The organism is Nocardioides aquaticus (assembly GCF_018459925.1).
GTDB lineage: Bacteria > Actinomycetota > Actinomycetes > Propionibacteriales > Nocardioidaceae > Nocardioides > Nocardioides aquaticus.
This window is the reverse complement of the sequence record NZ_CP075371.1, coordinates 989,211-1,005,879: the sequence shown is the minus strand read 5'-3', so window position 1 is coordinate 1,005,879 and position 16,669 is coordinate 989,211. Positions and strand designations below refer to the sequence as shown.

Below are 16,669 nucleotides of genomic sequence, written 5' to 3'. Positions count from 1 at the left end.
GAGTGATCAGCCCCCCGCCGCGGTCACGACGGCGCGCCGGGTCAGCACGGTGGCCAGGTGCTTGCGGTACGACGACTCGCCGTTCAGGTCCGAGGGCGGGTTGGTGCCGTCGGCGGCCTTGCCGGCCGCCTCCCGCACCGCGTCCTCGGTGGCCTGCACGCCGACCAGGGCCGCCTCCACGCTGCGCGCACGCAGCGGGGTGTTGCCCATGTTGGTCAGCCCGACGCGGGCCTCGGCGATCACGCCGCCCTCGACCCGGACCGCCGCGGCGACGGCCACGATCGGCCACTGGTGCGCGACCCGCACGAACTTCTCGTAGTGCGCGCCCCACCCGGTGTGCTTGGGGATGCGGACCTCGGTGAGGATCTCGTCCTCGCCGATGGCGGTCTCGAAGAGGTCGACGAAGAAGTCGTCGGCCTCGACGGTGCGCGTGCCCCCCGGACCGGCGATCACGAACTGGGCGCCGAGCGCGAGCGCCGGGGCCCCCAGGTCGCCGGCCGGGTCGGCGTGGGCCAGGGCCCCGCCGAAGGTGCCGCGGTGACGGATCTGGGCGTCGGCCAGGTGCTCGACGGCCTTGCTCACCAGGGCGGCGTGCTCGGCCACGAGCGGGTCGGAGCCGACCGCCGCGTGGGTGGTCATCGCGCCGATGACGATCGCGTCGCCGTCGTCGCGGATGCCCCGGATCGACTCGATCTTGCCGAGGTCGATGACCATCTCGGGTGCGTTGAGGCGCATCCGGAGCACGGGCAGGAGGCTCTGGCCGCCCCCGAGGATCTTGGCGTCGTCGCCGTGCTCGGCGAGGGCCGCGAGGGCGTCCTCGACCGTGGTGGGCGCGAGGTACTCGAACGGTGCGGGGATCATGCCTGCGTCCCTCCAGTGGTGCGGTCGGTGGTGCCTTCCATGCCGGTCGCCGGGTCGAAGTGCGCGGCGGCGGCACCCTCGGTCGGGTCCTCGCCCCCCGCTCCGACGCCGTTGACGGCCTTCCAGACGCGCTCGGGCGTGCAGGGCATCTGGATGTCGTTCACGCCGAGGTGGCGCACGGCGTCGACCACGGCGTTGACCACGGCCGGGGTGGAGGCGATCGTGCCCGCCTCGCCCACGCCCTTGGTGCCGAGCGTGTTGGTGATCGACGGGGTGGTGGTGTGGTCGACCTCGTAGTTCATCGTGTCGGCCGCCGTCGGCAGCAGGTAGTCGACGAACGAGCCGGAGACCAGGGTCCCGGCGTCGTCGTAGACCGCCTCCTCCCAGAGCGCCTGCGCGATGCCCTGGACCAGGCCGCCGTGGACCTGGCCCGCGACGATCATCGGGTTGATCACGTTGCCGATGTCGTCCACGCAGACGTACTTGCGCATCTTGACCGCACCAGTCTCGGTGTCGACCTCCATCGCGCACAGGTGCGTGCCGTGGGGGTAGTTGAAGTTCACCGGGTCGTAGGTGGCCTCGGAGTCCAGCGACGGCTCCATGCCCTCGGGGTAGTCGTGCGCCGAGAACATGGCCGCGGAGATCTCGCCGATGGCCATCCCCTGGTCGGTGCCCCGGACCGTGAACCGGCCTCCCTCGAACTCGATGTCGTCCACCGAGGCCTCGAGCAGGTGGGCCGCGACGGGCTTGGCCTTCTCGATGACCTTGTCGGCCGCCTTGACCAGCGCCTCGCCGCCGACGACCAGCGAGCGCGAGCCGTAGGTGTCCAGGCCCTTGCTCGCGATCTGGGTGTCGCCGTGCAGCACCTCGACGTCGTCGAAGGCGACCCCGAGCCGGTCGGCCACGATCTGGCTGAACGCCGTCTCGTGGCCCTGGCCGTGCGCGGAGGCACCGGTCACGACCTCGACCTTGCCGGTGGCCAGCATCCGCACCGACGCGTGCTCCCAGCCGCCGGCGCCGTAGTTGAGCTGCCCGAGCACCCGGGAGGGGGCCAGGCCGCACATCTCGGTGAAGGTGGAGATGCCGATGCCGAGCTGGACCTTGTCGCCGGCGTCGCGACGACGCTTCTGCTCGGCGCGCAGGTCGTCGTAGCCGAACATCTCGCGGGCAAGCGCGGTGGCGGCCTCGTAGTTGCCGGTGTCGTACTCGAGCCCGGCCACCGTGGTGAAGGGGAACTCCTCGTGCTTGATCCAGTTCTTCTCGCGCAGCTCGAGCGGGTCCATGTCGAGCTCGGCGGCGAGCTCGCTCATCATCCGCTCGATGCCGAAGGTGGCCTCGGGCCGTCCGGCGCCGCGGTAGGCGTCGGTCCAGGTCTTGTTGGTCAGCACCGTCTGGCAGTTGAACTGGTAGGCCGGGAACTTGTAGATGGCGTTGAACATGAACGCGCCGAGCACCGGCACGCCGCCGCCGACGAGGGACACGTACGCCCCGAGGTCGGCGAGCAGGTCCACCTTGAGGCCGAGGACGTTGCCCTCCTTGTCGGCGGCCAGGGTCAGCTTCTGCCACTGGTCGCGACCGTGGTGGGCCACCATCAGGCTCTCCGAGCGGGTCTCGGTGAACTTCACCGGCTTGCCCAGGCGGTTGGCGATGGCGAAGGTCAGCCACTCCTCCGGGGTGGTCTGGAGCTTGCCGCCGAAGCCGCCGCCCACGTCGGGGGCGATCACGCGGATCTTGGACTCCGACACCCCGGTGGTCGCGGCCAGCGCGAAGCGCAGGATGTGCGGCACCTGGGTGGCCGACCACATGGTGATCTGCTCGCCGGTCGGGTCGACCACCGTGGAGCGGGGCTCCATGAACGCCGGGATCAGGCGCTGCTGGCGGTACTCGCGCTCGATCACGACGCCGTCGGAACGGGCCTTCTCGATCGCCTCGTCGATGCCGCTGCCGGTGCCGGCCTCGAGGGAGTCGAACTTCCAGAACGCGGACTTGTTGGTGCCCAGGTCGGGGTGCGCGAGCACCTCGTCGTTGGCGGACTTCTTCAGGTCCAGCGCGGCCGGGAGCTCCTCGTACTCGACGTCGACGAGCTCGGCGGCGTCGCGGGCCTCGGCCTGCGTGCGGGCCACCACGACGGCCACGATCTCGCCGGCGAAGCTGACCTTGTCGCTGGGGCACGGCAGGTGGGTCGGGGTGACCTGGTCGGTGGTGATCGCCCAGGCGTTGATCAGCACGCCCTGGCTCTCGCCGAGGTCGGCGCCGGTCAGCACCGCGACCACGTTGGGCGAGGCCTCCGCCTCGGTCTTGTCGATCGAGGTGATCTTCGCGTGGGCGAAGGGGCTGCGCACCATCGCGAGGTGCAGCATCCCGGGCAGCACGATGTTGTCGGTCCACCGGGTACGCCCGGTGATCAGGCGCTGGTCCTCCTTGCGGCGGCGCTCCTGCCCGATCTCCTTGGCGACGACGGGACGGTCCTGGGTGGTGGTCATGAGTCCATCTCCTCTGCGACGGCACCGGCGGTGGAGGCGCCGGCGCGCGTGCCGGCCGCTTCCTTCACGGCCTTGACGATGTTCTGGTAGCCCGTGCAGCGGCACAGGTTGCCCTCGAGCCCGAGGCGGATCTCCTCCTCGGTGGGGTCGGGGTTCTCCTCCAGGAGGGCGACGCTCTGCATGATCATCCCCGGCGTGCAGTAGCCGCACTGGAGGCCGTGGCAGTTGCGGAAGGACTCCTGGACGGGGTGCAGGTGGCCGTCCTTGGCCAGGCCCTCGATCGTGGTCACCGACGCGCCGTCGACCTGCACGGCCAGCACGTTGCAGGACTTCACCGAGGTGCCGTCGAGGTGCACCGTGCACGCGCCGCAGTTGCTGGTGTCGCACCCGACCACCGTGCCGGTCTTGCCGAGCTTCTCGCGCAGGTACTGCACGAGGGTCGTACGGGGTTCGACGTCGTCGGAGACCTTCGATCCGTCGACGGTGAGGCTGATCTTCGCCATGGCCTGCTCGCTCCCTTGCGTGGGCTGCCGTGCGTGAGCACGGGCGGTCACCGGACCCGCGTGTGACGTGGGTCTCTCGTGATGCTGACGCTAGGTCGCGACGGTTGGCCGATGGTTGGGGTGCCGCGGCGGCCCGGGCTCAGCGCGAGGCGGCCGCGAGCTTGCCCTTGAGCAGGGGCTTCGCGGGGTGGTGCCGGTCCCCCAGGACCGACAGGCAGGTCTCGACGACCTCGGTGTCGTACGGGGCGAGGTCGGAGTAGCGCAGCACCGCGGCCGGCTCCGGGTCGACCAGGAGCGCCTCGCGCAGGGCGACCGCGACGTAGTCGGCCAGCTCGGACAGCGCCGGGCTGTTGGTGCCGGGCAGCAGGTCGCCGCCGTAGGCCCGGACGGCGCGCGCGACCTGGCCCGCGCGCAGCAGGTCCAGCACCCGGTCGACGTCGGTGGTCACCGGCATCGTGAGCCGGTACGGCCGCGAGGCCAGCTGGCCCCCGAGCGCGGCCCGCAGGTGCGAGACCTCGGCCTTGAGCGTGGAGAGCGTGACGGCCTGGTCGCCGTAGACCAGCGCGTGCAGCCGGTCCAGCGAGAGGCCCTCGGGGTGCAGCGCGAGCAGCGCGAGGATCTCGGTCTGGCGACGGTTGAGCAGCAGCCGCTGGCCGTCGTGGCGCACCTCGGCGGTGCCGAGCAGGCGCATCACCAGGCCCGGCTCGGCCTCGAGCGCGCCGCCGACCGGGCCGGCGTCGTCGCCCTGGCCGATGAGGTCCTCCAGCGCGGTCGGCTGGTGGGCCGAGCGCGGCATCGCCGACTCGATCAGCCGCGCCATCACCCGGGCGGTGGCCAGCCCGATGGGGTGGCTGCGGTCCCAGGTGGTCGACAGGTCGATGACCCCGATCTGGCGCCCGCTGTGGGGGTCGAAGACGGGCGCGGCCCAGCACACCCAGTTGTGCACGATCGGGGCGTAGTGCTCGGCGGAGAACACCATCGACGGGGTGGCCATCCGGGTGGCCAGGTCCAGGGCGTTGGTGCCGACCGACTGGTCGTCCCAGCGAGCGCCGGGAGCGAAGTTGACGGCCTCGGCCTTGCGTCGCATCACGCGTCCGCCGTAGGTCCACAGGATCCGGGTCTGGGCGTCGGTCACGGCCAGGACCAGGTCGCCGTCCGCGGCGGTGCGCCGCAGCTCGGCCTCGACCCCGGCCACCGCCTCCTGCAGCGGGGAGTCCTGCCACAGCGACGCGGTCTCGTCCTCGTCGGCCATCGGCGCCGCCTCGACCCCGGTGGGCACCGCGGCCACCGAGCGGGTCCAGCTGGAGAGGATCTCGGGCCGCACCAGCGAGTCGGCCGAGTCGCCGTTCTCCACGAAGGAGGTCCACGCCTTGAGCGTCTGGACCTTCCGGGTGTGCAGCTCGTCTGTCCCCATCGACTCTCCCGGTGCCGTTACCTCGGTCCTGGCGAACCTAGCACCGGACCTGTGACGGGCCTCACGCGTTCGCGCGCCGGACTAGCCACCCGTGCGCCGGCGCAGCAGCACCGGCAGCAGCGCCCGGGGCGAGCGGGCGCGCACCGCGCCGACCCAGACCCCTGCGCCGTAGGCGAGGTCGTCGAGACGGTGGGCGACGACGTAGGCCGCCGGCGACTGCGTCGCCCCGACCCGGTGGTGGTCCCACAGCCCCTCCCCCAGCGCCGCGACCAGCAGCGCCCGGCGGGCCCGCCGGGAGCGGGTGGCGGCCAGGACGGCCAGCGGCCAGTGGTGGCGGGTCAGCGACGCGGCGGTCTGGGTCAGCACCGCCCCGACCCCGCGGGAGGCCAGCACGGCGGCGTCCGCGGCGGGTCGCTCGCCGGGCAGCCGGCGGGCGAGCACGACGGTCGCGGTGCCCCACGCCGCCGCCGCGACCGGCACGGACCAGCGGCGCTGGGCCAGCAGGGCGACGGCCGTGACCGCCGCCCACGGCGTCAGCACGACCGGGGCCACGGCGTCGCCGTGGCGGCGGGCGAGGTCGGCCGCCGAGCCGCCGTAGAACGCCTTGCGCCGCAGCCAGGCCGCCGGCCCCGCACGGTGGTCGTGGCGCACCCGCGCCGCGGGCTCGTACCGCACCCGCCAGCCCGCGGCGACCAGGCGCCAGACGAGGTCGACGTCCTCGCCGCTGCGCAGCTCCTCGGCGAACCCGTCCCCGAGCGCCTCGACCCGCGCGAGCCAGCAGGCGCTCGGGACGTAGGAGACCGGCGCCCGGGGGCGGACCTGGGCGGCGCGGGGTCCCAGGTCGAGCGACGAGCGGTCGGTCTCGTACGCCCCCACCCACCGCGCCAGGCGGTCCGCCGACGGGAGCCCCTCGAGCGCGAGCACCCGGGGGGCGGCCACCGCCACGAGGGGGTCGTCGAGGTGGCGGCGCAGGGTCCCCAGCCAGCCCGGCTCGGGCACCACGTCGGAGTCGACGAAGGCCACCAGCGGGGTCGTGACGGCGGCCAGGCCGGTGTTGCGCGCCGCGGCCGGCCCGCGGTTGACCGGGTGCCGCAGCAGCCGGGCGCCGTGCGCCGCGGCGACGGCCGCGACCGGGCCGGGGTCGGCCGAGGCGTCGTCGACGACCACGACCGGCACCCCACCCGGGCCTCCCGGCAGCGCGGCCAGCAGCCGGGCCAGCTCGTCCGGGCGGTCGTGCACCGGCACCACGACGGTCACGCCGGCCCCGGCCCCGGCCCCGGCGTCGCCGGCTTCTTCGGCGTCGTCGGCGGGCGCCGCGTCGGGCCACCACGGCTCGGCCACGCCCGCGTCCAGCAGGGTGCGGGCCAGCCGCCGGCCGACCGGGTCCTCGAGCAGGGCCGGCAGCCCGGCCACGATCCCGGCCGCGCGGGGCACCAGCCGCAGGACGCGGTCGGCGCCGTACCCCGTCAGGGTCCGGCTGCCGTCCGGCGCGCGGGAGCCCAGCCGGGCACCGGGCAGCAGGCGCAGACCGGTGCCCTCGGGGACGGGCGTGGAGGCGGGGGGCGGCGTGGTCATCGCGGGCCATCGTGACCGGTCCCCGCCGCCCCGACCACCGGGCCCCGGGGCGCGCCGTCCGTGGGACCCGGGGCACCTGCCCGGACGGGCAGGGTCGGCCCCCGCCCGCGGAGGAGTCTTCGGATCCTCGTCTGGCGTGTGGGGTGGGTCACTCCTAGCGTCCGCCGAGAGCCCATCGCCACACCCCCAGGAGGATCCGACATGCAGGTCGACGAGCTGCTCAAGCCGTTCCCGATCAAGGAGTTCCACCCGTTCCCCCGAGCCCTGATGGGGCCGGGGGCGCACGAGATGATCGGCCCGGAGGCCCTCAAGATGGGCTTCCGCAAGACCCTCGTCATGACGTCGGGCCTGCGCGGCACCGACATCGTGCACAAGATCGTCGAGTCGATGAAGTACCACGGTCTCGAGGTGGTGGTCTACGACAAGGTCGAGTCCAACCCCAAGGACTACAACGTCATGGACTCGGTGAAGCTCTACCAGGAGAACGCCTGCGACTCGTTCGTCTCCATCGGCGGCGGCTCCTCGCACGACGCCTGCAAGGGCGCCCGCGTCTCGGTGGCCCACGACGGCCGCAACGTGAACGAGTTCGAGGGCTTCAACATGTCCGAGAACCCGAAGAACCCGCCGCACATCGCGGTCTCCACCACGGCCGGCACCGGCTCGGAGACGTCCTGGGCCTACGTCATCACCGACACCACGACCGACCCGGACAACCCGCACAAGTACGTCGCCTTCGACGACGCCTCGGTGACCTCGCTGGCGATCGACGACCCGGTGCTCTACTTCGACTGCCCGGTCGACTACACCGCCCAGTGCGGGTTCGACGTGCTCGCGCACGCCTCCGAGCCGTACGTCTCCCGGCTGAACTTCCAGCCCTCGCTCGGCAACGCGCTGCACGCGATCAAGCTGACCAACGAGCACCTGCGCCAGGCCGTGTGGAACGGCCAGGACCTCGCCGGCCGCGAGGGGATGATGTACGCCCAGTACATCGCCGCCCAGGCGTTCAACTCCGGCGGCCTCGGCATCATCCACTCGATCTCGCACGCGGTGAGCGCCTTCTACGACACCCACCACGGCCTCAACAACGCGATCGCGCTGCCGCGGGTCTGGGCGTTCAACATGCCCAGCCAGTACAAGCGGTTCGCCGACATCGCCCGCGCGATGGACATCGACACCCACGGCATGACCGACATCCAGGCCGCCGACGCCGCGCTCGCCGCCTCGATCCGGCTGCTGCGCGACGTGGGGATCACCGAGCGGTTCGTCGACGTGACCGCCGACAGCTACTCCAAGAACCGCCTGGGCCAGGGCCCGACCGCGTTCTACGAGAACGCCAAGGTGATCAGCGGCGACGAGGCCGACGTGGCCCGGATCACCAACCACGTCCTGGGCGACGCCTGCACGCCCGGCAACGCCAAGGAGTGCACCTTCGAGACGGTGCAGCCCGTGGTCGACCACTGCATGAACGGCGACCTGGACGACCTGCTCATCTGAGCCGTCCTCCCCGGGCGGCGCCGCACCGCGGCGCCGCCCGACCCGTCTCCCGCACCACCACCCCCACCACTTCCCGGAGCTGACGTTGACCCTCGCCGACCCCGCCCCCGACTTCGCCGACGTCGCCGACACCAAGGCCCGCTTCGCCGAGCACGGCTACCTGGTCGACGACCGGCTGGCCACGACGGTCTTCCTGCAGACCCGGCTCGACAAGCCGGTGCTGCTCGAGGGACCCGCGGGGGTCGGCAAGACGCAGCTCGCGCTGAGCCTGGCCCAGGCCACGGGGCGCCGGCTGCTGCGGCTGCAGTGCTACGAGGGCCAGGACGAGACCAAGGCGCTCTACGAGTGGGACTACGGCAAGCAGCTGCTCTACACCCAGATCCTGCGCGAGAAGATCGGCCAGGTCGTCGCCGACACGAACACGCTGGCCGAGGCCGTCGACAAGATCGCGGCCCAGGACTCGGTGTTCTTCTCCGAGCGCTTCCTGGCCCCCCGACCGCTGCTCGAGGCGATCGACTCCGACCAGCCCTGCGTGCTGCTGATCGACGAGGTCGACCGGGCCGACGAGGCCCTGGAGGCGGTGCTGCTCGAGCTGCTGGCCGAGTTCCAGATCTCCATCCCGGAGATCGGCACGGTCGTGGCCAAGCACAAGCCGTACGTCGTGCTCACCTCCAACAACACCCGCGACCTGTCCGCGGCGCTCAAGCGGCGCTGCCTGCACCTGTTCCTGGACTACCCCGGCGCCCAGCGCGAGCTGGAGATCATCCGCTCCAAGGACACCGGGCTGTCGGAGTCGCTGGCCGTACGCCTGGTGGGCATCGTGCGCTCCCTGCGCGAGCTGGAGCTGCGCAAGGCGCCGAGCATCTCCGAGACCATCGACTGGGCCCGCACGCTGGCGGTCCTGGGTGTCGAGGAGCTGACCGCCGAGGTCCTCTCCTCCACCCTCAACGTCGTCGTGAAGTACGAGCGCGACCTCACCAAGGCCCTCGACGCGATCCCGCGCATGGTCGACCCGAACGCGACGGTGCCCGACTCGCTGACCGGTCACGGCCACGGTCACGGCCACGGCCACGACGACGAGCCCGCCCCGGCCGCGCCCGCGCGGACCCCGGTGGCCGACGACGGCGACGTCGACGGCAAGGCCAAGCGCGCGGCCAAGGACCAGCCCGGGCGGCACGAGGGCGGCTACAACGGGCGGCCGACCAAGCCCGCCGGCAGCGCCCCGGCCAAGAAGGTCCCCAGCAGCCAGGGCGCCCGCTCGTTCCCCACCCGCCGCCGGCCGGTCTGAGGGGCGCCGGCTCGTGGAGGGCGCGCTGCACCGCTTCGTCCGCCTGCTGCGGCTGCACGGGGTCCGGATCAGCACCGCCGAGGTGATCGACGCCATGCACGCCGTGGCCCAGCCCAGCGTGCTCGAGCAGCGGAGCGTGCTGCACGCCGCGCTCGCGGTGAGCCTGGTCAAGGACCGCCGCGACCAGGAGGTCTTCGACGACGTCTTCGACAAGTTCTTCGGCCTGCGCGCCGTCGTCGAGGACGAGACCGGCCACGGTCACGGCCACGCCCACGACGACCTCACCGACGACGGCGACCTGCACGACTTCACGCTCTCGGAGGAGCCCGGCGACGTCCCCGAGGACGGCCACTCGCACGGCAAGCCCGACGACATCAAGGAGTTCTTCAAGCCCGAGGACATGGCCCAGCAGTTCAACCTGCACCAGGAGGCCAACAAGATCGACGTCGCGGCGCTGACCGACGAGATCGTGCTGTCCAACGACACCACCGACCAGGCCGGCGAGATGGCCCGGGTCCAGCTGTCGACCAGCCGGATGCACAACCCCGGCAACCCCGGCGACCTCGTCTCGGCCCCCGGGCTGCGCCTGGACGTCGAGCTGTCGGTGGCCGAGGAGATCGCGCTGCTGTCGTGGATCGACGAGCGGGTCAACGAGATCTCCGAGGAGGACACGACCGACGACGAGAAGGGCGCCAGCCTGGCCGCCCTCCGCGAGGCGCTGGCCCCGTGGATGGAGAAGCTGCCCGAGACCCTGCGCGACCACCTCGAGCGGCTGATGTCGCTGGACCGCGACCTGGAGGGCCGCGAGATCGAGGCCGCCCAGGCCGAGACCGTCGACGAGCGCGAGCGCGCCGACCTCGAGGAGGCGCTGCGGCGCCTGCTGCGCAGCCTGCACGGCGCGCCCCGCCCGCGGCGTCGCGCGGCCGCCCGGGGCGTCGTCGACGGCCGGCGCACGATGCGCTCGAACATGAAGTACGACGGCGTCCCCTTCCGTCCGGTGACCGTGGCCAAGGTCGAGGACCGGCCGCGCCTGCTGGTGCTGGCCGACGTCTCGCTCTCGGTCCGCTCGACCGCCCGCTTCACCCTCCACCTCGTGCACAGCCTGCAGTCGGTGGCCGCGTCCGTGCGCAGCTTCGCCTTCGTCCAGGACCTCGTCGAGATCAGCGACCTCTTCGCCGAGCACCGGATCGAGGAGGCGCTGTCGCTGGTGATGGCCGGCCTGCCCGCGGGCGGCGTGCTCGACGTGGACGCCGACTCCGACTACGGCTCGGCGTTCGAGACCTTCCTCGAGCAGTACGGCTCCGTGGTCACCCGCCGCACGACCCTGCTGGTCCTCGGCGACGGGCGCGGCAACGGCAACGACCCCGGCATGCGCGCCTTTGAGGAGCTCACCCGCCGCGCCCGGTCGACCATCTGGCTCACCCCGGAGCCCCGCTACAGCTGGGGCCTGGGCGGGTGCGACCTGCCGGCCTACGCCGAGTACTGCGACCGGGTCCAGGTCGTGCGCAACCTGTCCGGGCTGGAGAAGGCGTCGACCTCGCTGCGGGTGACGGGGGCGTCGTGAGCCTGGCCCCCGGCCCCGTGCCGCCGATCGACCCCCTCGCCCCCGCCCTCCCGGGCGAGCGGGGCGTCTACCGCGACGGCCTGGTCGAGGTGCGGGCCGTCGGGCCGCAGCGTCCGCGCCGGGCGCTGCGCACCGTGCGTACGACGCACTTCGACCTCGCGGTCCGCGGCGACCTGGTCCACCTGGAGCACGTCCTCGCCCCCGCCGAGGTCGACGACGACCTGGCCGGGCTGCTGGCGGCCGAGCTGTTCGGACCGGGCTGGCTGCGCGGCGCCGACCTCTTCGAGCGGCTCTTCACCGGGATCGTGCTCTCGGGCGAGGCCGACCCGTTGACGGCCTGGGAGGGGTTCTACCGCGCGACGATGGCGCGCGTGGAGGAGGAGGTCGCGCGGGACTCGGCCGTGGCGGCCGGCGGCTCCGGGCACGGCACCATCGAGGAGTACGCCCCGGTCTACGAGCGCGCCACCTCCCTGGTCGTCGGGCACGACGTCCTCGAGCTGGGCTCCTGCTTCGGGTTCCTCTCGCTGCGCCTGGCCCGCGCCGGGTGGCGGGTGACCGCCTCCGACGTCTCGTCCGGCACCGTGGCGCTGCTCGACCGGGTGGCCACGCGCCTGGCGGTGCCGCTGACGACCGTGGTCGCCGACGCCGCCCACTACCCCGGCCCGGACCGTGGCGCCGACACCGTCCTGGCCCTGCACCTGCTCGAGCACCTCGAGCCCGACCACGGCGACCGCGTCGTCGCCGAGGCGCTGCGCCTGGCCCGCCACCGCGTGGTCGTCGCGGTTCCCCTCGAGGACGAGGCCGACGAGACCTGGGGCCACGTCCGGACCGTCGGCGTCGCCGACCTGGTCACCTGGGGCGAGGCCGCCGTCCGCGACGGCCGCGCCCGGGCGTACGCCGTCGACGAGCACCACGGCGGGTGGCTGGTCCTCGACCGCTGAGGCACCCGGAGGGTCCTCCACAGGGGTACGCCCCGCGTTGACACCGCTCGCAGGTCCTGGAGGGCGCGGCGCCTGCGTGCGGTGTCAACGCGGACGGGAACCCTGTGGACGAGCGCGGCAGCTCGCCCCACGACCCGACAGGCTCGGGGGATGCACCGCTGGGACCCCCGATGCCCGCCCCGGGACGACGTCGTCCACCCGGTCCCGGTCGACCCCGCGGGCCGGGCGGGGCCGACGCGTGGCCAGGCTGCCGGACCGGGCTGGCGGCGGACGTCGCGAGGCTTGTTCGTCCCGAGCAGCGTGAGCGACGAGCTGCCCGAGCAGCGGATCGCCGAGCAGGCCGCCCGGCTGCCGCCCGGGGGTGCTGTGACGGGGTGGGCCGCCTGCCGCTTGTGGGGCGGGAGCTTCTTCGACGGGCTCGCCCCGGACGGACGGACCCGCCTCCCGGTCCCCCTCGACCTCGGACCCGTCGCCCGGCTCCGCCCCGGGGCGGGTGCACTGGTCGTCCGTACCCGTCTCGGGCCCGAGCAGGTGACCCGCGGGCCAGCCCGCCGCACCCGACGCGACCGCGCGGTCGTCGACGCGATGCGGCTGGCTCCCGACCTCGTCGAGGCGGTCGTGGCAGCCGACATGGCGATGGCCGCCGCGATCAGCAGCCCCGTACGCCTCGCGCGCGAGCTCCTGGCCCGACCGGGGCTGCCCGGGCTGCGTCAGGTACGGGCGGCGCTTCGTCTCGCCTCCGAGCACAGCCGCTCCCCCGCCGAGACCCGTCTACGGCTCCTCGCCGTCGGCCGCGCGGGCCTGCCCGCCGCGGTCCTGGTCAACTGCGCCGTGCGGGACCCGGCCGGTCGCCTCCTCGGGGTCGCCGACCTGCTCGACCAGGAGGCCGGGCTCGTCGTGGAGTACGACGGCGCAGAGCACCGCGGTGACCGTCGGTCGTCGCGCGACGCCGTCAAGGACGAGGACCTCCGGGACGCCGGCCTGGAGGTCACCCGGGTGACCGGCCGGGACCTGCACGACCCCGACCTGGTCGTGGCCCGCCTGGTCCGCGCCCGGGCGCGGGCCCTGGTCTCGCGCGGTCCGCGGCGCTGGGTCGTCACCCCGCCGGCGCCGTGGGTCGAGGCCGAGATCACCGAGCGCGAGGCGCTCGAACGGTGGCACGCCGGCGCGTGAGCGGCTCAGATCACGCCGAGCTTGCTGGCCTCGTAGACCGCCTCGGCGCGCCGGGAGACGCCGAGCTTGCGCAGGATGTTGCCGACGTGGAACTTCGCGGTGGTCTCGGAGATGTAGAGCGACCTCCCGATCTCGCCGTTGGACTGGCCCCGGGCCAGCAGGGCCATCACCTCGGTCTCGCGGGCCGTCAGCGAGGAGGTGGTCTCCTGGGGCGCCGGGGCATTCAGGCCCCGCACCATCGCCGCGGCCGAGCGGGGGTCGAAGGCGCTCTCGCCGCGGGCGACGTCGCGGATGGCGCGGATCAGGCCGGTGGTGTCGACGTCCTTGACGACGTAGCCCTTCGCACCGAGCCGGATCGCGGTCAGCACCAGCTGCTCGTCGAGGAACGTGGTCAGCACCAGCACCCGCACCTCGGGGTGCTCGGCCACCAGCTGCGCGCACAGCTCGAGGCCCTCGGCGTCGGAGGAGGTGGAGAGCTTGAGGTCGAGCAGCACGATCTGCGGGCGGGCGTGGCGCACGACGACCAGCGCCTCGGGTGCGGTCGAGGCCTCGGCGACCACCTCGAGGTCGGACTCGCGGCCCAGGATCGAGCGCAGTCCCTGCCGGACGATCGCGTGGTCGTCGACGAGCATGATCCGCACCGGAGCCGCCGGCGTGGTCCCGCCGGCGGCGTCGGGCGTACGGGGTCGGGTCGAGGTGGGACTCATGCGGTGCTCCCTGGATGGTCGTGCACGGGTGGTACGGAGGGGCGCGGCGTCGCGGACGCGGCGGTGTCGAGCAGGCCCGAGATGGTGCCCGCGGTGGCCGGGAGGTCGATCGGCAGCGGCACGCGCAGCTCGATGCGCACGCCCCCCAGCCGGGCGCGGCGGAACGCGATCCGGCCGCCGAGCTCGAGGACCCGGCTCTCGATGTTGGCCAGCCCCCGGTGCCGGCCGCTGGTGTCGGTGCGCTGCACGCGCAGCACCCGGCTCAGCGTCGTGGGGTCGCCGCAGCCGTCGTCGGCCACGTGCACCCGCAGCTCGTCGGGGGCGTACCGCAGCCGCACCACCGCGCGGGTGGCGCGGGCGTGGGTGGCGGTGTTGAACAGCGCCTCGGCCACCGCGCGGGCGATCTCGTGGTCGGCGTCGGCCGGCAGCCCCTGGACGTCGCCCTCGACCCGGACCTGGACCTTGAGGTGGCCGCGGTGGTGCTCGGCGACGTCGGCCAGCAGCTCGGGCAGCGTGGAGACGGTGTCGCGCGAGGACTGGCTGAGGGCGTAGATCGCCCGGCGGAGCTGCTCGACGGCCTGGGCCGCGAGCTGCTTGGCCGTGGCCACCGAGACCGTCGCCGTGGCCGCGCCGGCCCCCAGCGCCGCGAGCTCACCGCGGGCGACCTCGAGCTGCATGCCGGCCGACAGGACGTACTGGGTGACGCTGTCGTGCAGCTCGCGGGCGATCCGGTGCCGCTCGGCGTCGACGATCTCGCGCTGGTGGGCCAGCAGGAGCCGCTGCTCGACGCGGCGGAGCTCGTCGGTGCGCAGCGCGAGGTCGCGGGCCTGGGCCTGCGCCTCGTCGTAGACCCGCTGGGCGCGGCGGTGCAGCGCGACGCCGGCCTGGTACTGCTCGGAGGTGTGCAGGGAGACCGCGGCCTGGTTGGCCAGGATCCGCAGCACCGACAGGTCGCTGGGCTCGGGGTCGACGGCGAGGCCGTGCCGGGCGGCGAGGCTGCCGATCGGGCGGCCCTCCAGCGACATCGGGACACGGACCCACCCGGAGTCGTCGGTGTGGCGGGCGTGCCCGGCGCGCACGGCGCCCAGCTCGCGCCGTACCGGCGGGGGCAGCAGCCGCTCGTCGTCGACGGGCACCCCGTCGCGGTGCAGGACCAGGAAGCGGGGTCGCGCACCGGGCAGCTGGCCGTCGGCCAGGGCCAGCACGACCCACTCGGCGGCCAGGTGGGTGCCGACCGCGCGGACGACCTCCTCGAGCAGCCCCCGGGGGCCCTGGACGGTGCGCACGAGCGCCCGCGAGATCGAGTCCATCGCCCGGACGGCCTGCTGCAGCCGCTCGTCGGAGCGGACGTAGGCGCGGTAGTAGGACCCCTTGCCGGAGCGCACCCCGGTCAGCGTGGCCAGGTCCGGGCGCGGCGGGTCCGGGCGCGGCGGGTCGGACCGGGTCGGGCCGACCGGCTGGCCGCTCACAGCGCCGCGCGGAACAGGGCCTCGACGTCGGCGGCCGACGCCAGGCGGGGGTTGGTGCTCAGGCAGGCGTCGCCGAGCGTCGTCACGGCCAGACCGGGGACGTCCTCCTCGGTGACCCCCAGCGAGCGCAGCCCGCGCGGGACGCCGACGTCGTCGGCCAGCCGCCGCACGTGCTCGGCGAGCAGCTCGGCGGCCTCCTCCCCGGGCATCCCGAAGACCGGCAGCCCGGCCTGGGCGGCCAGCGCCACGAACCGGTCCGGGGTGGCGCGGGCGTTGTAGCGGATCACGTGCGGCAGCAGCACCCCGTTGACCACGCCGTGCGGCGCGTCGAGCAGCCCGCCGACCTGGTGGCTCATCGCGTGGGTGGCGCCGAGGATCGCGTTGGTGAAGGCCAGGCCGGCCTCCAGGCTGGCCTGCGCCATCTTGGCGCGGGCCGGTTCCGAGCGCGGGTGGGTCATCGTCGAGCGCAGGTGGCGGCAGACCAGCCCGACGGCGTTCAGCGCGTGCACGTCGGCCAGCGGGTTGTGGGCCAGCGAGACGTACGACTCTATGCCGTGGGTGAGCGCGTCCAGCCCGGTGGCGGCGTTGAGGTCCTCGGGCATCGTCACCAGCAGCCGGGGGTCGGTGATCGAGATGTCGGGCACCAGGGCCCGTCCCATGATCGTGATCTTCACCGACCGCTCGGTGTCGGTGACGATGCAGAACTGCGAGACGTCGGCGCCGGTGCCCGACGTGCTGGGGATCATCACCAGGGGCGGGATCGGCCGGGTGGCCCGGTCGACGCCGGCGTAGTCGAGGATGTCGCCGCCGTTGCCCTGCAGCACCGCGACGCCCTTGGCGGCGTCGATCACCGAGCCGCCGCCGATCCCGACCACCACGTCGGCGCCGGACTCGACGTAGCGCGCGAACGCCGCGCGCACCTCGTGGTCCTTGGGGTTCGGCGTCAGCGCGTGCCACAGCACGGGGTCCAGCCCGGCGTCGCGGAGGTGGCCCAGCAGCTCGTCGGCCCAGCCGGCCTCGATGATGCCGGGGTCGGTGACCACGAAGGGCCGACGCGCGCCCAGCCGGGCGGCGCTGAAGCCGGCCTCGGCCAGCGAACCGTGACCGACGACCAGCTCGGGGGCGTGGAACTTCACCACGCCCTGGCGACGCGCGTCGGTGACGGTCATCGGTGGCTCCCCCGGGCAGGTGCGGTCA

The 16,669-nt window shown here is 73.8% G+C and carries 13 protein-coding genes; 5 read left to right on the top strand and 8 right to left on the bottom strand.

What is annotated here, in order from left to right; all coding sequences use genetic code 11:
- Positions 1-6: 6 nt before the first annotated feature.
- The 5 genes from ENKNEFLB_RS04880 to mftF all read right to left on the bottom strand — a co-directional run bounded on the left by ENKNEFLB_RS04880 (position 7) and on the right by mftF (position 6,836).
- On the bottom strand, positions 7-861 hold the full coding sequence (locus ENKNEFLB_RS04880; RefSeq protein ID WP_214058169.1) for an FAD binding domain-containing protein: 855 nt from the start codon (positions 859-861) through the stop codon (positions 7-9).
- A complete protein-coding gene (locus tag ENKNEFLB_RS04875) occupies positions 858-3,344 on the bottom strand; it encodes a xanthine dehydrogenase family protein molybdopterin-binding subunit (RefSeq protein WP_214058168.1) in 2,487 nt (828 codons plus the stop codon). The genes ENKNEFLB_RS04880 and ENKNEFLB_RS04875 overlap by 4 nt, the downstream gene beginning before the upstream one ends.
- The gene (locus ENKNEFLB_RS04870) at positions 3,341-3,847 is read right to left on the bottom strand and encodes a (2Fe-2S)-binding protein (RefSeq protein WP_214058167.1); all 507 of its coding nucleotides are present in this window, start codon (positions 3,845-3,847) and stop codon (positions 3,341-3,343) included. Before ENKNEFLB_RS04870 ends, ENKNEFLB_RS04875 begins: the two co-directional genes overlap by 4 nt.
- Before the next feature lie 139 nt (positions 3,848-3,986).
- The gene (locus tag ENKNEFLB_RS04865) at positions 3,987-5,261 is read right to left on the bottom strand and encodes a sigma-54-dependent transcriptional regulator family protein (protein ID WP_214058166.1); all 1,275 of its coding nucleotides are present in this window, start codon (positions 5,259-5,261) and stop codon (positions 3,987-3,989) included.
- Between the two features lie 81 nt (positions 5,262-5,342).
- Positions 5,343-6,836, bottom strand: a complete 1,494-nt coding sequence (gene mftF / locus ENKNEFLB_RS04860) for a mycofactocin biosynthesis glycosyltransferase MftF (RefSeq protein WP_214058165.1) — start codon at positions 6,834-6,836, stop codon at positions 5,343-5,345.
- A 201-nt stretch (positions 6,837-7,037) separates the two neighbouring features.
- Between mftF and mdo the strand changes: the two genes are divergently transcribed.
- From mdo to ENKNEFLB_RS04835, 5 genes are all read left to right on the top strand, one after another.
- Positions 7,038-8,330: an NDMA-dependent methanol dehydrogenase gene (gene mdo / locus ENKNEFLB_RS04855; RefSeq protein WP_214058164.1), complete on the top strand. Its 1,293-nt coding sequence runs from the start codon at positions 7,038-7,040 to the stop codon at positions 8,328-8,330.
- Positions 8,331-8,415: 85 nt separating this feature from the next.
- Complete coding sequence (locus tag ENKNEFLB_RS04850; RefSeq protein ID WP_214058163.1) at positions 8,416-9,618, top strand: AAA family ATPase; 1,203 nt, start codon at positions 8,416-8,418, stop codon at positions 9,616-9,618.
- A gap of 13 nt (positions 9,619-9,631) precedes the next feature.
- Complete coding sequence (locus ENKNEFLB_RS04845; protein WP_214058162.1) at positions 9,632-11,182, top strand: VWA domain-containing protein; 1,551 nt, start codon at positions 9,632-9,634, stop codon at positions 11,180-11,182.
- Positions 11,179-12,123: a mycofactocin oligosaccharide methyltransferase MftM gene (gene mftM / locus ENKNEFLB_RS04840; protein WP_214058161.1), complete on the top strand. Its 945-nt coding sequence runs from the start codon at positions 11,179-11,181 to the stop codon at positions 12,121-12,123. Before ENKNEFLB_RS04845 ends, mftM begins: the two co-directional genes overlap by 4 nt.
- A gap of 300 nt (positions 12,124-12,423) precedes the next feature.
- Positions 12,424-13,296 (top strand): PDDEXK family nuclease, encoded by an 873-nt coding sequence (locus tag ENKNEFLB_RS04835; RefSeq protein WP_214058160.1) that lies wholly within the window; start codon positions 12,424-12,426, stop codon positions 13,294-13,296.
- A gap of 5 nt (positions 13,297-13,301) precedes the next feature.
- Here ENKNEFLB_RS04835 and ENKNEFLB_RS04830 read toward each other — a convergent pair whose 3' ends face one another.
- From ENKNEFLB_RS04830 to ENKNEFLB_RS04820, 3 genes are read right to left on the bottom strand one after another with little or no spacing between them, the layout of a single operon-like run.
- Positions 13,302-14,003 (bottom strand): MadR family response regulator transcription factor, encoded by a 702-nt coding sequence (locus ENKNEFLB_RS04830; protein ID WP_214058159.1) that lies wholly within the window; start codon positions 14,001-14,003, stop codon positions 13,302-13,304.
- Positions 14,000-15,472, bottom strand: coding sequence for a MadS family sensor histidine kinase (locus ENKNEFLB_RS04825; RefSeq protein ID WP_214058158.1), 1,473 nt, complete (start codon positions 15,470-15,472; stop codon positions 14,000-14,002). The genes ENKNEFLB_RS04830 and ENKNEFLB_RS04825 overlap by 4 nt, the downstream gene beginning before the upstream one ends.
- Positions 15,469-16,641, bottom strand: a complete 1,173-nt coding sequence (locus ENKNEFLB_RS04820) for an iron-containing alcohol dehydrogenase (protein ID WP_214058157.1) — start codon at positions 16,639-16,641, stop codon at positions 15,469-15,471. The genes ENKNEFLB_RS04825 and ENKNEFLB_RS04820 overlap by 4 nt, the downstream gene beginning before the upstream one ends.
- Between the last annotated feature and the right edge of the window lie 28 nt (positions 16,642-16,669).

Bases quoted from the DNA above. Each gene is read 5' to 3' on its own strand.
- ENKNEFLB_RS04875 (WP_214058168.1), bottom strand. From the start codon at position 3,344: ATGACCACCACCCAGGACCGTCCCGTCGTCGCCAAGGAGATCGGGCAG.
- ENKNEFLB_RS04830 (WP_214058159.1), bottom strand. From the start codon at position 14,003: ATGAGTCCCACCTCGACCCGACCCCGTACGCCCGACGCCGCCGGCGGG.
- mftF (WP_214058165.1), bottom strand. From the start codon at position 6,836: ATGACCACGCCGCCCCCCGCCTCCACGCCCGTCCCCGAGGGCACCGGT.
- ENKNEFLB_RS04865 (WP_214058166.1), bottom strand. From the start codon at position 5,261: ATGGGGACAGACGAGCTGCACACCCGGAAGGTCCAGACGCTCAAGGCG.
- ENKNEFLB_RS04870 (WP_214058167.1), bottom strand. From the start codon at position 3,847: ATGGCGAAGATCAGCCTCACCGTCGACGGATCGAAGGTCTCCGACGAC.
- ENKNEFLB_RS04880 (WP_214058169.1), bottom strand. From the start codon at position 861: ATGATCCCCGCACCGTTCGAGTACCTCGCGCCCACCACGGTCGAGGAC.
- ENKNEFLB_RS04820 (WP_214058157.1), bottom strand. From the start codon at position 16,641: ATGACCGTCACCGACGCGCGTCGCCAGGGCGTGGTGAAGTTCCACGCC.
- mdo (WP_214058164.1), top strand. From the start codon at position 7,038: ATGCAGGTCGACGAGCTGCTCAAGCCGTTCCCGATCAAGGAGTTCCAC.